Source organism: Halobacillus sp. GSS1, from assembly GCF_017307035.1.
Lineage (GTDB): Bacteria > Bacillota > Bacilli > Bacillales > Halobacillaceae > Halobacillus > Halobacillus litoralis.
In genome coordinates, this window is sequence record NZ_JAFLHE010000002.1 from 379412 (window position 1) to 392809 (window position 13398).

A 13398-nucleotide genomic window follows, 5' to 3' on the forward strand; every position below is an offset into this window, starting at 1 on the left:
TTAATTGAGAATGATTATTACTATCTACATTGAACGGATATCATTTTTGCAAATAAAAGGTGAGGTGCTCAACAATGGTGAGAATGTCCATGCAGGACTTAGGCATAGCCTATGGTGAAGTGAAAATTGTCGAAGATTTGAACCTGCATATCCCTGAAGGAGAAATCACGACGATCATCGGTCCGAACGGCTGTGGGAAATCGACGATTTTGAAAACGATGTCGCGCCTGCTTGAACCGAAGTCCGGTATCGTCTATTTAGATGGCAAAGCGATACATAAAGAATCGACGAAGCAAATCGCAAAGAAAATGGCTGTTCTTCCCCAGACCCCTCAGGCCCCAAGTGGATTGACGGTTTATGAGCTCGTTTCTTATGGACGTTTTCCCCATCAGCGCGGATTCGGTAAATTGACGAAGGAAGACCGGGACATCATCGAATGGGCTCTTGAGGTAACAGGCGTTCAGCAATTTTCTGAACGTGAAATCGATGCTTTGTCCGGCGGTCAGCGTCAAAAAGTGTGGATCGCGATGGCCTTAGCGCAGGGGACGGATTTGCTGCTGTTGGATGAACCGACGACTTATCTTGATCTTGCTCACCAGCTTGAAGTACTCACCCTTTTGGAAAAGTTGAACAAAGAAGAAGGTCGAACGATTGTCATGGTGCTTCACGACTTGAACCATGCAGCTCGCTTCGCAGACCATTTAGTCGCTTTGAATGGCGGGAAGATCGTCAAGGAAGGGACGACACATGAAGTGATGACTTCGGCAGTCCTGAGGCGGGTGTTCAACATAGATGCCGCCATTGTAACGGACCCTCGCACCCATCGCCCGGCATTGATCACGTATGATTTGATTGGGCAGGAAGTCGGTAATGAAACTCAAAAACCAGTCAGTATCTATGGATAAGCGTTTAGCCTGGAGGATGATTCCTCCAGGCTTTTTTCTTTAGGGAAAAGTACGGACAATCGTCCTCTCCTTCCCGTATCTATTTGCAGATAAGAAGAGGTATGTTATGTTTTTTATGGTTATTATTGCCATCATGGATGTAGGTCAGTTTGAAAAACGCTTGCATGAAGCAGCTTTATTCTTTTTCATCAAGGATGACCAGCATATAGGAGCCGTTAAAGTTAAAAAAAGTATCTTTGGCTGGAAGGCAGGACTGGTGTCCGTCAACCCCTGGGAAAGGGAGAGAACAGGTGAAAAGTTGAATCGTATGTTCGTTCATGGTGACGACCTCCTTTATGGGGTGGTCCGCAGAGCAGACGAGCGAACCGTGAAGGTGGGGAATGAAAGAGCTGCGATGCTGGATGTAACAGCCGTGCTTCCTGAAAATAAGTCGGTAGAGCACCAATGGAAGGGTTTGTACATCTGGTACATTGAAAAAAACTTGCAATCACATCATGAAATTGAACTTATACATAATGGAGATAGAGAAGTGATCGATTCGAAGGTCCTGAAAAGATAGGAGAAATAGATGAAGGTGGAAACGGATGAAAATACAAAGATTGGCTGAACGATTCATTGATTTCGCAAAGGAAGAATGTGAAGGTTCCAGTGACCTTTACAAACGGTTGTCGCTGCAAATCCCTGATGACACGTATGTATTGCAGCTGTGTCTAAAGGCAAAAGAAGGGCAGCCTGTACCTAACCTGCTCTTCGCTGCTGTCCACGATTTGCTGTTGCGAGGGACTGACCATGACCTTGGGATTTTCTACGAGAGTATAACGGACAAACCTGAAAGAGAGCGCAATCCTTTTCCTGTCTTTAAAGCCTTTTGTATAGAAAATGAAGACGCTATCATTCATCGTCTGCAGACGAAACGTGTCCAGACGAACGAGGTCCGCCGGTGTGCGTATCTTTATCCTGTATTCTGTTCCATTCATCAACAAACAGAAAAGCCTTTATCGCTTATTGAAATTGGTACAAGTGCCGGGCTGCAACTACTTTGGGATCAGTACAGCTATTCTTATGGAGACGATGGATCCTATGGAAAACCGGATTCTTTTGTTCATCTCACATCAAAGGTGAGAAAAGGTGAGCTTCCTTTACATGTTCTTAAACAGATCCCACCGGTGAAAGAACGAATAGGGATCGACTTACATGTCAGTGATTTAACTAAAGAAGAGGATGTTCATTGGCTGAAGGCGCTCATATGGCCGGAGCATGAGGAGCGGAGAAAGAATTTTGAAACAGCCGTTCAACAACTGAGACTCCACCCTCCCGTTTTAAAAGAAGGGGATGGTGTAACCATGCTTCCTGAAATTGCTGATGGAATTCCAGAGGATACGACTCTATGTATCTTCCATACCCATGTCGCCAACCAGATGCCGGAAAGCGTAAAAGATGATTTTCTTCGTCAAGTGGCGACTATTGGAAAGAAAAGAGACGTTTATCATATCTACAACAATATAAATGATCGAATGCTTCACGTGGATTCTGTTGTCAGTGGCCGTTTTAAGACGGAGACAATCGGTGATACGGATGGTCATGGGCGGTGGTTTGATTGGGAATTGGGGTCACATTGAGGTCGTGAAGTTTTAGATACGGTTGTGTTTATACAACTGAAACTTGAGAATTATACTAATAAGCCTATAAATTGTGTGAGGAGACGATCTATGCAACTGAACATTAGAAACGAAAAACCACAAGATTACAGAAGAGTGGAAGAATTAGCGCGAGAAGCCTTTTGGAATTTATATTTCCCTGGATGTCATGAACACTTCGTCATCCACAAAATGAGGGACCACGCAGACTTTATTAAGGACCTCTCCTTTGTGATCGAGGCTGATGGTGAGATCGTCGGTGGGATTTTCTATACCCATTCAAAAATAGTGGCCGAAGATCAGACAGAATATCAAACGATCAGTTTTGGTCCGGTTTTCATCTCTCCTGACTATCATAGACAAGGGCTCGGAAGAAAGTTGATCACGCATTCCATTCAAGCAGCTGAAGAAAAGGGATACCGTGCCATCCTGACTCTGGGCTTTCCTCATCATTATGAACCATATGGCTTCCTGGGCGGGAAGAAATACAACATCTCCATGCCTGATGGAAAGTTCTATAAAGGCTTGTTTGTCCTGCCGCTTTACGAAGGGGCGCTTGAGGATCTATCCGGTTATGTCGTTTTTTCTAATGCGCTGGAGGTTGATGAAGAGGAAGTCGATAAGTTTGATCAATCGTTTCCTCCAAAGGAAAAGAAGGTCCAGGAGAGCCAGCGTGAATTTGAAAAAGCTGCATCAATGCTTGATGAATAAGTGTCTGTAAAGGATTATGAGGGCTGACTGCCCACTTCCCTGATGGTATATAGTGGGAGTCAGGCATGGTCATCAAATTAGGAGAACACTCTTTTCGAAAGCATTTTTTCTAAAGGAGGATAAGCCTCTGTATGATTGGTATGAGCAGCGACTGCTTTTAAATTTCTTAAAATGTAATAACAATCTTCTTGATAGAGCGTGTACTGTTGGTACCCTTTAATCGTATGCTCGGCAAACTGCCAAATATCTTTATGGACGTTATCATCCATAGATTCTGCTAAAAGACTGAGCATTTCCATAATCGTTATGATGACGGTGGAATTTTGACCTGCATATTCCCGAATGTACCCATAACTCTTATAGAGAAAGTAATCAAAACCATCATATTTCAGCTTTAATCTTACATGATTTTCGTCATCCACCAGAATAGGCGAGAAACTTGTAGCATTGCCTATTTCTTTTAACAAGTCCGTAATCTGGTAAAGTGTGTTGTTAACAGTCAGTGGATCATTATTTCCTAATCCCTTCGCCGCAACTTCCACGAGTTTCTCCAGCCCGAACTCCAAATCTTGAATTTCGGTTTTTTTCGTATCGACACGGACGAGCCTTCTATATTTTTCTTCATCGAACGTTTTTTTACCTTGCCAGTAATCAAAGAGTGGAGTCCCTTCCAGTATAAATTGCCCTATAGATACTCTTAATTCGATGACGATTTCATCTTTCTTCGCTTCCTCAATTAATTTTTGGAAATTTGCGGACTGTAAATGCCCTGATTTACTAGCGTAGATGGTTTTTGTTTCTTTCCTGGAAGAAATTTCGTCTCTATATTCTTCTCCTGCCGTTCTGTAAGGACCAATGTCCTCCAATAAAGAACTCCTAATCGTATTTCTTGTTGTCTTTTTCATGTTTGATGTAATGTTATGAACTTGCAGCCATGTGGAGGTATGGTTGACGAAATAGATAAAGGTGATTGCAGCAATAAAAGTAACCATGACAGAAAGCACCGGAATAACAAAATAGGCTTCGTTGGAGCTATTGCTCAGGAAAAGGATATTTAATAAGACATAAATAAAGCTTCCGTTGAAAATCCCAAGAACATGTTGGGTTGGAGCTTCACTGATGAAATTCAAAACCATCCGTGAAGAAAATTGTCCGCTAAGAGTAGTCAAGGCTACCAACAAGGAGTTGATTGTAAATGCACTCAGTGTAAGAACGCCGCCTATTAGTGTTGTAATTAACAACCTGGCCGTAGGACCGTTGAATACCATAACATCAGGCAAATGCTTTGGTATGTCTAAATAAGTATCAAGGAATGCACTGATTAAGGATAGTAAAAGAGCCACCCCTATGTAACGAAGGGGCATCAACCATAACGTTTGGTTTAGTTCATTTCGTCTTTCCCGTTTGGTCATAAAAAAATAACGCTGAATATCCGGTTTTTTCATTTTTCCACTCCTGTCCTTGTAGTAGGATGACGTTCCTTTAATCATCCATCTTACAGTTCTTCCACAACCCTCTATCTTTTAACCTTTTTTGATGGAAGCCATTTATAATGAGTAGTGTTTTGGATAATAGATAAGGATATGTCGTAGTGATGTCAGAAGATGTATGATCTCGCACTATAATATAGATGGGCAGCCCATTTCCGGATTATGTAAAGGAGAGACACCGTTTAGTAGTGTCTTTCCTACATAATTCTTCCTCCTTATCTTCCGTTCAGAGTAGTAACATACCATAGGCTTTCATCATACGTTGTTGTGAACGTCGTGCTTTGTGCTTTCTGTGCACAAAGAATGGAACAATGGAGGGGAAAACAAGTTGAATGAATTTCAAAATCAAATTCAGAACTTAGATGTCGGTGAATTTCATGCTCAACAATTAGTCCCGAGTCAGCAGGGAGAAGTTTATTCAAATGATGCTCGGTTGTGTGTAGGACTTGGCTTGGGCGGGTTTGGAATCGGTGGCTGTTTCGGATGTTTCAGCTGCTTCGGCTGTGGTGGATGTGGCGGCTGCGCGCGTTGTGGCGGTTGTGGTGGTTGTGCCCGGTGTGCAGGATGCGGAGGCTGTGCTCGTTGCGCCGGCTGTGCCCGTTGCGGTGGTTGTGGGCGCTGCGGACGGTGCGGCGGCCGTTGATCCATCGATCAAGGCATACAATATGAACCAAAAAAATCCCCCCTGTTGGATATTCCGACAGGGGTCTTATATGTTGTCCACGCATAACACGGGTGTTCGAATACATAAAATCGGTTAGGAAGTCACCTTAGAGGGCAAGGAGGAATGTTATGACAAAGGTCAAACCTTCCATGTGTCTCAAAGTCAAAAAGGGTACGTTTTTTATGCCGGAAACCGATCGTGTTTATTTCAGAAACAATGCGGGATCTTTCCGAATGGAAGGTCCGATGATTCAACAATGGATTGAGAAGCTCATCCCCATGCTGAATGGAAGTCATTCACTGGAAAGCCTGACGGATGGCTTGCCGAATCCTTATCGCAAGCGGCTTTATGAAATTACTGAAACCCTTTATCAGAATGGGTTCCTTGTAGATGTCAGCCAGCAACGGCCTCATCAGTTGGACCCTCATGTAGTGGAAGCATTCTCTTCTCAAATCGAATACTTAGAAAGTTTCGTAGAATCCCCTTCCTGGCATTTCCAACAGTTTCGGACGAAAAAAGTGTTGGCGATTGGCGAGGGGACCATGTTGACCGGACTTGTATCCGCTATGTTTCAATCTGGATTGGCGAATGTTTCTGTCTTCCTAACAGATTTGAAGAAGACAAACATCCACAGGCTGTCGGAATTAGAAACAGCAGCCAGAAAAATAGACGATAACGCATCGGTGGACATTTATTTTGAAAAGGAGCCCTTTTCCTGGTCCGAGATCATCGATCCTTATGATGCGGTCCTATACGTATCCCCGGAAGAGAAGGGGGAAGAACTTCAGAGCATCATGAACGACTGCGTGGAAAAGAAAAAAGACTTCTTTCCGGGCGCTCTGATGGGAACTTATGGAATCGCAGGGCCTTATATAGATGAGGCTCCAAGTAACGATTGGGAATCGGCATGGCGCAGCCTGCCTGAGCCTATGAAAAGCGGATCGCCATCCTTCCTAGCGTCAAGCCCCGCTCAAGCGATGTTCGCAACGGTTATGACATTTGAACTGTTCAAGAAAATGACAGGAGTACCGGAGTCCCACCGGAGCAATCATGTCTATTTGATGAACTTGGAAACCCTGGAGGGAGGGTGGCATCCTTTTAAACGCCATCCCCTCGCTGCAAAGAAATTTTCAACAGAAAGGATAAACCCTGGCGGTGAACTTCCGCACGACAAAAAAGACGATAAGGATTGGCTCTATTATTTTGGTGAGTTAACGGCGAGCCCTCTCGGCATTTTTTATCAATGGGAAGAAGGTGACCTGGAACAACTGCCCCTTTCCCAATGTAGCGTACAAGTGGTTCATGTGAAGTCCCAGGAAGTGAACCCAGCGATCATTGCCGGAGGGAGAACCCATGAAGAGGCAAGACGGGAAGCGGGCTTTATGGGTGTGGAGTCGTATGTGAAGCCGCTTAAAAGTGACATCTTACAAAGTCTTGATTCTCATAAGGTGTCTGATGACGCCTTCTTCATCGGTGCCGGTGAGAGTCAAACCGAAGCCTGCTCAAGAGCTCTGCAAAAAGCGGTCGAAAACCAATGGACGATTCAGGACCATCACAAGGCAAGAAAGATCACTTTAAACAAGATCGAAGATGAATATTGCCGTTATTATTGGCAGGTTCTCAAAACAATGGATACGAATCCGGAGCTTGCTCTATCAGATGATGGGTTCGGTTTTCCTGTGGTGTGGGTGAAAACACGGAACAGCAAATGGAGGGGAGTGGTGGCGCTGCATGAAACACTGGCTGTCCGTAAGGCGTTATTTCTTCTCCTTTTGGAGCAGCAAAATAAACACCTTCCTTCCGCCTATTCATTCCTTTCTTGTTCCCGGCTTTATTTTGAAAAAGAGTCTGTGGACTCTTTTGACCTTCCTTCTCTGGAAGCAACAGACGATAAAGAGGTCCTTCTTCTTGCCATTACCCAGTTGGAAAAACGACAGCACAAAGCTTCCTTTGTCCGTATCTCCATGGATCCTTTCGATGACGACGGAGCGATCGACCTTTGCGGGGTATGGGTGGAGAGGGAGGATAATGGATGAGTATTTTCATAACAGCTGTAGGTGAGGGCGTTCTGTTTGATTGTGTGGTCAAGGAACTGAAGCCTTATTATGAAGTGACCTGCCTACGAAGTTTTGAAAAGCCGGTTCCGGAAAAGACGGATCTGCTTCTCGTGTTGGAGGACGGGTGGAATCCGGCCTCCTCGATCAGGGGAGAAAAGATCGCACGGGAATATGGGATCGGTTGGCTGAGAGGTTTTGTTGCTTTTGGTGAAGGCGTCATCGGGCCGTTCGTCACCCCGGGTGGCGTGGGATGTTCGCAGTGTGCGGATTTGAGAAGAGTCATGACAGGAAGCGATCGCGAGGACCTTTGGAACATTCAACACACACTGCTGGAAGGTGCACAGGCAAGACAGGATGAGTGGGTTTCTCGAAACGGAATCCAGCAGATGGCGTATGTCATCAGTCACGAGGTCAAACTTTGGAGCGAAGGGAAACGTGTCCGGACAGATCAGGCGGTCCACCTTGTCAACATGAGGACATTGGAAAACTCCCGGCATCTTTTTTTGCCAGATTCCCAATGTCCGGTGTGCAGCAGTCTCGTAAACGATTCGTCTCTTCTTGCTGAGATGCCTCTGAAGACGAGTATGAAAATCAGTGAAGAAAGTTTCCGTTCAAGGTCAATGGAAGAGTTAAGTACATTCCTGACGAAAGATTACCTCGATCCTCGTACAGGGCTCCTCAATCATAAAATGATTGATTTTGAAACTCCGTTCGCGGATGTGATCGTGAATCTTCCGCTCATGAATGGTAATGAAGGCTCGGCAGGACGTACGAATTCCTATGCTGTCAGTGAAAAAACCGCCATCCTGGAAGGTCTGGAACGATTTTGCGGCATGGACCCAAAAGGAAAAAGGACGAATGTGTATGACTGTTACAGCAACCTCGGTTCAGCTCTTAACCCTCTGGATGTCGGCGTTCATTCTGCTGAACAGTATGAGAAAAAAGGTTTTCCTTTCACCCCTTATCATCCCGATAAGAAAATGAACTGGGTGTGGGGGTACTCGTTATTGAAAAATACTCCGATCTTAGTACCGGAGAGGCTTGCCTACTACAGCATGGGCTGTGGAGGCGGGTACATTTTTGAAACCTCCAACGGATGTGCCATTGGAGGGAGCAGGGAAGAAGCGATTTTCCACGGGATGCTGGAAGTCCTGGAACGTGATTCTTTTCTTATGTCCTGGTATGCAGAACTTCCACTACCTCGTATAGACCCTTGTTCTTCCGGCGATCAAGAACTGAATATCATGATCGACCGGATGAAAGAGATCGCAGGCTACGACCTTTATTTATACAATGCGACGATGGAACATGGCATCCCTTGTATCCTGACTATCATCAAGAAGAGCAAGGCGGATACTGGAGATTTGAATATGATTTGTGCAGCAGGGGCTCACCTGGATCCTGTCAAAGCTGTGAAAAGTGCGGTGTTTGAAAGTGTCGGCATGATCGAACCGTTAAACAAGGAGTTCAAAAAGAACAAAGAGACCTATGTGAAGATGCTGAGCGATTCTTCCCTCGTGAAAAAAATGGATGATCATGGGATGGTGTACGGACTTCCGGAGGCCGAGGAACGCCTTGGCTTCCTGTTGAATCAGGACCGTCCTCTGCAAACGTTCGAAGAAGCTTTTCAAACGAAGCGAACCCATTCCGATCTCACAGAGGATGTAAAAGGTCTTTTGGAAGTTTTTCGGGAATTGAATATGGATGTCATCGCTGTAGACCAGACATCCAGCGAGTTGGCAAGGAATGGACTGCACTGCGTCAAAGTGTTGATCCCGGGGATGCTGCCTATGACTTTCGGACATCACCTCAGACGTCTCGAGGGGCTGAACAGAGTCCTGGAAGTTCCTAAGAAGCTCGGGTACACAAATCGTTACCTTACCCTCGGTGAACTCAACCCTTATCCGCATCCATTCCCTTGATGGCTGAAGGAGGCGTGTGATGGATCTTGACCGTTTTTTATTCCACTTGCAATTTCAAAGTGAACGGGTCATTCCGGCGGATTGGAAAGTCGCATGGGAGGACGCTCCACTTCCTTATAAACTCTACCAATCTCTACAGGAGATCCCGCTCGACTGTGAAATTCCGCATTCGTTAAACGAAGAGACGACCACTGGACTTAAAAAGCTCAGTCATTTACTCTGGTATGTTTACGGGCAGACAGGATACAGTGAAACAACCATGCCGCAGCCAGACGGGGCTGGTGAAGAAACCATCCATGCGTTCCGCCGCTATGTCCCTTCAGGTGGAGGTTTGTATCCGAGTGAATTGTATATCTATTTAAAAATGGAGGGTTTTCCAGAAGGGATCTACCATTATGATGCGGCTCACCATCGTCTGCTTCTAATTCGGGAGGGGAATTTCGATTCTTTCCTAACTGGAGCACTTGGAAATCGCTGCGATGTGTCTGAAGCGCAGGGAGTCCTTTTCGTGACGACGATGTTTTGGAAAAACTTTTTCAAATACAATCAATTCGCCTATCGTCTTCAAGGTCTGGATGCCGGAGCACTTCTTGGGCAATGGCAGCAAGTAAGTTCACGTGCTTCACTTTATACAAGGGTATATTTTCAATTCCTAGATCGCCACATCAATCAATTGCTCGGACTGAATGAGGAGGAGGAGAGTATTTACGCTGTTGTGCCATTTGCAGAAAGAAAGCTTTCTTTTCTGCAAGATCAAATAGAAAACCTGCCTGCCGCAGCATGGAGCAAAGACATTCTGGAAGTCAAAACCAGCCACTATCAACGTTCCATAAACGTTCTCGATTTCCCGTACATTAAAAAAATCAATCATCAGGCCATGTTTGACTCTCCCGAGCAGTTCGGGGCGATCAAACAGAAAGGGGCCCATGTAAAAATGGGGACGGCCCACCCGCTGCCGGAAGTTGAACCATTGGTCTATGATCTTGCTGAGGCGTGCCGGAAGAGGCACTCACCAGAATTGAATTTTATAAACCGTCCCATTCCTTTAAAGCAGCTCGCTTTGCTTTTGAAAGAGACGATGCAACCGTCTGATTCAGACCTCTATGCAGAAGACGGTCGGTCCGCTCTTACGATTTATGGATGTTTTCATGGTGTTGAAGGATTGCCTGACGGCGCCTACCGCTATGATGCTCTCTCTCATTCATTAATTGAGATCCACCAAGGGGACTTCCGTCTCCCGTTACAGAAGGCGATGAAGGTCGATAATGTCAATCTCCATCAAGTGCCAATCTGTCTTCATATCATCGGTGAACGGGCGCACTATAAAAAAGAGCTCGGGTACAGGGGGTACCGGATTCAGCAGATGGAAGCGGGCATGCTTCTGCAAAGGTTGTTGTTGACAGCCAGTGCACTCGGGATGAACGGTCATCCGTTGCTTGGGTATGACGGGAAGACATGTGATGATCTTTATCAGTTGGAAAAAACGGGAGAAACGACGCTTATTCAAGTACCTGTTGGCTGTTATCAACCGAAGAGTTCGCTTGTTGCAAATCTGCACACCTAACCTATAGTCCAGGCCACTTTTAACGGAAAATGAAATCTCCTGTGAGATGCAGGAGATTTCATTTTTAGTCTTTTAAAAGAGCGTGAGTCAAGGGTATGCTCCAAGAAGAAAATGGTCCAGGCAACGAGCAGTATAGTTGTGAACAAATATAGAGAAAGCTAGAATATTAGAGAAGAAGGGAGAGATTCATATGAACGAAGAACAACTGTTTAAACAGATCAGTCTTGTAAGACAAGCCACATTAAAACAACTGGAAGGTGTCACAGAATCCCAGGCAGACGAGCAGCCGGAAGGGTTCAAAAACACAATCCGCTGGAATATCGGCCACATTTACGTTGTGCAAAACTCACTACTTGCGAAATTCGGAGGCAAATCGGTCGAAACTCCATCCCGTTACATAGAGTTGTTCGCACCAGGAACAAAGCCGGCCGATTGGGAGGGGGACATCCCGTCGCTTGATGAGCTGAAGCAAGAGCTTGACGAGCAGCCGGTCAAACTGAAGGAAGTACTGAGCGGTCAGCTCGATGACGAAGCGGCTCAACCTTTCCTATCTCTGCCAACAGTTGGTGAAATTCTTAACTTCACAATCTATCATGAAGGTGTGCATACCGGTACAGTGAAAGCCTTGAAAGAAAAGGTCACCAAGTGAATGAACGCAGAAAGCTGACTAGAGGGACTAGTCAGCTTTCTTTGGTTATCCGTTTTTTCTGACGGCACACCAATGATGAGCATGGAATTTATCCTTCTTAAGGGGAAATTCAAGTAGAATGATGAGATACGGCTACCTGAGAGAGGGGAACGTAGACAATAGCGGGAATATCCCCTTATTGTGTCAATAAAAAATCTAATATTGGAGTGACCTGATGATTGCCGAGCGCATTAATGGAATCAGAGACAGCAAATATCAGAAAAAAGTGAATTCCCGAACATTTTCTATATGCATTGACCTCAACCGTTTCGATTGTTATGATTCTCCCTATCATTTCATACAAATACAGCACCTTGTATAAGTTCAGGAATATGGCCTGGACGTTTCTACCAGCTACCGGAAATGGCTCGTCTACAAGGGAGGGAACGTCTATGTTCCTTTCCTTAGGTATAAGCACCGGTAGATGACCGGTGCTTTTTTCGTTTTATAGGAGGGAACATCATGAGAAACTTTTTTCAATTCAAAGAACGTGAAACGAACTTTCAAAAAGAAACGCTCGCAGGAGTGACGACGTTTCTTTCCATGGCTTATATACTAGTCGTCAATCCGATCATTTTAAGTCAGGCAGGGATGGATAAAGGGGCATTATTCACAGCGACCGCTTTATCCGCGATCGTCGGCTCGCTGTTGATTGGACTACTTGCTAACTTCCCTGTAGGGATTGCGCCGAGTATGGGGTTGAATTCTTTCTTCACCTTTTCTGTCGTGATTGGTATGGGGATTGAGTGGCAGGTCGCTTTAACCGGTGTCTTTATTGCAGGGATTATCTTTATGATTCTAAGTCTTCTGAAGATCCGGGAAAAAATCATCAATGTGATTCCGAAAGATTTGAAACATGCGATAGCGGGAGGTATCGGCTTTTTCATCGCGTTCATTGGCTTGAAAAACGCCGGCATCGTCGTAGGGAACGAAGAGACATTCGTATCCATCGGACAACTGACTTCTCCAACGACGGCTCTTGCTGCGTTCGGCTTTATCGTTACGCTGATGATGCTTGTCCGTGGGATCCGCGGGGGCATTTTTTACGGAATTGTCATCACCAGCATCATCGGTATGATTGTTGGCTTGGTGGATGTACCTCAATCGGTTGTCGGTGAAATTCCAAGCCTTGAGCCAACTTTCGGCGTCGTTTTTCAGCATCTGGGGGATATCTTCAGACCGGAAGTCTTAGCCGTTATTTTCACCTTCTTATTTGTTGCGTTCTTTGATACGGCAGGAGCTCTGATTGCGGTTGCCAGTCAGGCAGGAATTATGAAAGACAACAAAATTCCAAACGCTGGCCGTGCGCTATTGGCTGACTCTACGTCCGGAGTGGCAGGAGCGATCTTCGGGACGTCCACGACGGCTTCATTCGTTGAATCGTCCGCGGGAGTTGCAGTCGGAGGCCGCACAGGGTTTACGAGTGTGGTCATTTCCATCTGTTTCTTCATTGCGTTGTTCTTTTCACCTATCCTCGGTGTCATCACACCCGAAGTGACAGCACCTGCGCTCATTATCGTCGGTGCTCTCATGGCGACAGAAGTGAAAGAAATTGACTGGAGCCGATTTGAAATCGTTGTGCCGGCGTTCGTTACGATCATCATGATGCCGCTCACGTTCAGTGTCGCTACAGGTATTGCGCTTGGTTTTATTCTTTATCCATTCGCTATGATTGCGAAACGGGACTGGAAACAGGTACACCCGATTATGTACACGCTTGGCGGACTCTTTATTATGTACTTTGTATTTTTATAATTCTC

General features: G+C 45.4%; 11 protein-coding genes and 1 riboswitch. Of the genes, 10 read left to right on the top strand and 1 reads right to left on the bottom strand.

The window, feature by feature from the left end; genetic code table 11:
- Nucleotides 1-74: 74 nt before the first annotated feature.
- The 4 genes from J0K78_RS08375 to J0K78_RS08390 all read left to right on the top strand — a co-directional run bounded on the left by J0K78_RS08375 (nucleotide 75) and on the right by J0K78_RS08390 (nucleotide 3253).
- Nucleotides 75-905, top strand: a complete 831-nt coding sequence (locus J0K78_RS08375; RefSeq protein WP_206946255.1) for an ABC transporter ATP-binding protein — start codon at nucleotides 75-77, stop codon at nucleotides 903-905.
- A 106-nt stretch (nucleotides 906-1011) separates the two neighbouring features.
- Nucleotides 1012-1464 carry a hypothetical protein gene (locus J0K78_RS08380; protein ID WP_206946256.1) on the top strand — a complete coding sequence of 151 codons (453 nt, stop codon included), beginning with the start codon at nucleotides 1012-1014 and terminating at the stop codon, nucleotides 1462-1464.
- Between the two features lie 25 nt (nucleotides 1465-1489).
- Nucleotides 1490-2524 (top strand): DUF2332 domain-containing protein, encoded by a 1035-nt coding sequence (locus J0K78_RS08385; RefSeq protein ID WP_206946257.1) that lies wholly within the window; start codon nucleotides 1490-1492, stop codon nucleotides 2522-2524.
- A 90-nt stretch (nucleotides 2525-2614) separates the two neighbouring features.
- Nucleotides 2615-3253, top strand: coding sequence for a GNAT family N-acetyltransferase (locus tag J0K78_RS08390; RefSeq protein ID WP_206946258.1), 639 nt, complete (start codon nucleotides 2615-2617; stop codon nucleotides 3251-3253).
- Between the two features lie 77 nt (nucleotides 3254-3330).
- Here the strand turns inward: J0K78_RS08390 and J0K78_RS08395 are convergent, their stop codons facing one another.
- On the bottom strand, nucleotides 3331-4698 hold the full coding sequence (locus tag J0K78_RS08395; RefSeq protein WP_206946259.1) for a DUF2254 domain-containing protein: 1368 nt from the start codon (nucleotides 4696-4698) through the stop codon (nucleotides 3331-3333).
- Between the two features lie 373 nt (nucleotides 4699-5071).
- Here J0K78_RS08395 and J0K78_RS08400 point away from each other — a divergent pair, with 373 nt between their 5' ends.
- The 6 genes from J0K78_RS08400 to J0K78_RS08425 all read left to right on the top strand — a co-directional run bounded on the left by J0K78_RS08400 (nucleotide 5072) and on the right by J0K78_RS08425 (nucleotide 13393).
- On the top strand, nucleotides 5072-5386 hold the full coding sequence (locus tag J0K78_RS08400) for a heterocycloanthracin/sonorensin family bacteriocin (RefSeq protein ID WP_202412409.1): 315 nt from the start codon (nucleotides 5072-5074) through the stop codon (nucleotides 5384-5386).
- Between the two features lie 149 nt (nucleotides 5387-5535).
- The gene (locus tag J0K78_RS08405) at nucleotides 5536-7443 is read left to right on the top strand and encodes a bacteriocin maturation protein (protein ID WP_206946260.1); all 1908 of its coding nucleotides are present in this window, start codon (nucleotides 5536-5538) and stop codon (nucleotides 7441-7443) included.
- Nucleotides 7440-9386, top strand: a complete 1947-nt coding sequence (locus J0K78_RS08410; RefSeq protein WP_206946261.1) for a TOMM precursor leader peptide-binding protein — start codon at nucleotides 7440-7442, stop codon at nucleotides 9384-9386. The genes J0K78_RS08405 and J0K78_RS08410 overlap by 4 nt, the downstream gene beginning before the upstream one ends.
- Nucleotides 9387-9405: 19 nt before the next feature.
- Complete coding sequence (locus J0K78_RS08415) at nucleotides 9406-10950, top strand: SagB/ThcOx family dehydrogenase (protein ID WP_206946262.1); 1545 nt, start codon at nucleotides 9406-9408, stop codon at nucleotides 10948-10950.
- Nucleotides 10951-11140: 190 nt separating this feature from the next.
- On the top strand, nucleotides 11141-11599 hold the full coding sequence (locus J0K78_RS08420; RefSeq protein WP_206946263.1) for a DinB family protein: 459 nt from the start codon (nucleotides 11141-11143) through the stop codon (nucleotides 11597-11599).
- 333 nt (nucleotides 11600-11932) lie between these two features.
- Nucleotides 11933-12033: riboswitch (purine riboswitch) on the top strand.
- 67 nt (nucleotides 12034-12100) lie between these two features.
- Nucleotides 12101-13393 carry an NCS2 family permease gene (locus J0K78_RS08425; RefSeq protein WP_206946264.1) on the top strand — a complete coding sequence of 431 codons (1293 nt, stop codon included), beginning with the start codon at nucleotides 12101-12103 and terminating at the stop codon, nucleotides 13391-13393.
- Nucleotides 13394-13398 lie beyond the last annotated feature (5 nt).

Excerpts from the sequence above, each read along its gene's own strand:
- J0K78_RS08375 (WP_206946255.1), top strand. The coding sequence starts at position 75 with ATGGTGAGAATGTCCATGCAGGACTTAGGCATAGCCTATGGTGAAGTG.
- J0K78_RS08405 (WP_206946260.1), top strand. The coding sequence starts at position 5,536 with ATGACAAAGGTCAAACCTTCCATGTGTCTCAAAGTCAAAAAGGGTACG.
- J0K78_RS08385 (WP_206946257.1), top strand. The coding sequence starts at position 1,490 with ATGAAAATACAAAGATTGGCTGAACGATTCATTGATTTCGCAAAGGAA.
- J0K78_RS08380 (WP_206946256.1), top strand. The coding sequence starts at position 1,012 with ATGTTTTTTATGGTTATTATTGCCATCATGGATGTAGGTCAGTTTGAA.
- J0K78_RS08415 (WP_206946262.1), top strand. The coding sequence starts at position 9,406 with ATGGATCTTGACCGTTTTTTATTCCACTTGCAATTTCAAAGTGAACGG.
- J0K78_RS08395 (WP_206946259.1), bottom strand. The coding sequence starts at position 4,698 with ATGAAAAAACCGGATATTCAGCGTTATTTTTTTATGACCAAACGGGAA.
- J0K78_RS08420 (WP_206946263.1), top strand. The coding sequence starts at position 11,141 with ATGAACGAAGAACAACTGTTTAAACAGATCAGTCTTGTAAGACAAGCC.
- J0K78_RS08410 (WP_206946261.1), top strand. The coding sequence starts at position 7,440 with ATGAGTATTTTCATAACAGCTGTAGGTGAGGGCGTTCTGTTTGATTGT.
- J0K78_RS08390 (WP_206946258.1), top strand. The coding sequence starts at position 2,615 with ATGCAACTGAACATTAGAAACGAAAAACCACAAGATTACAGAAGAGTG.
- J0K78_RS08425 (WP_206946264.1), top strand. The coding sequence starts at position 12,101 with ATGAGAAACTTTTTTCAATTCAAAGAACGTGAAACGAACTTTCAAAAA.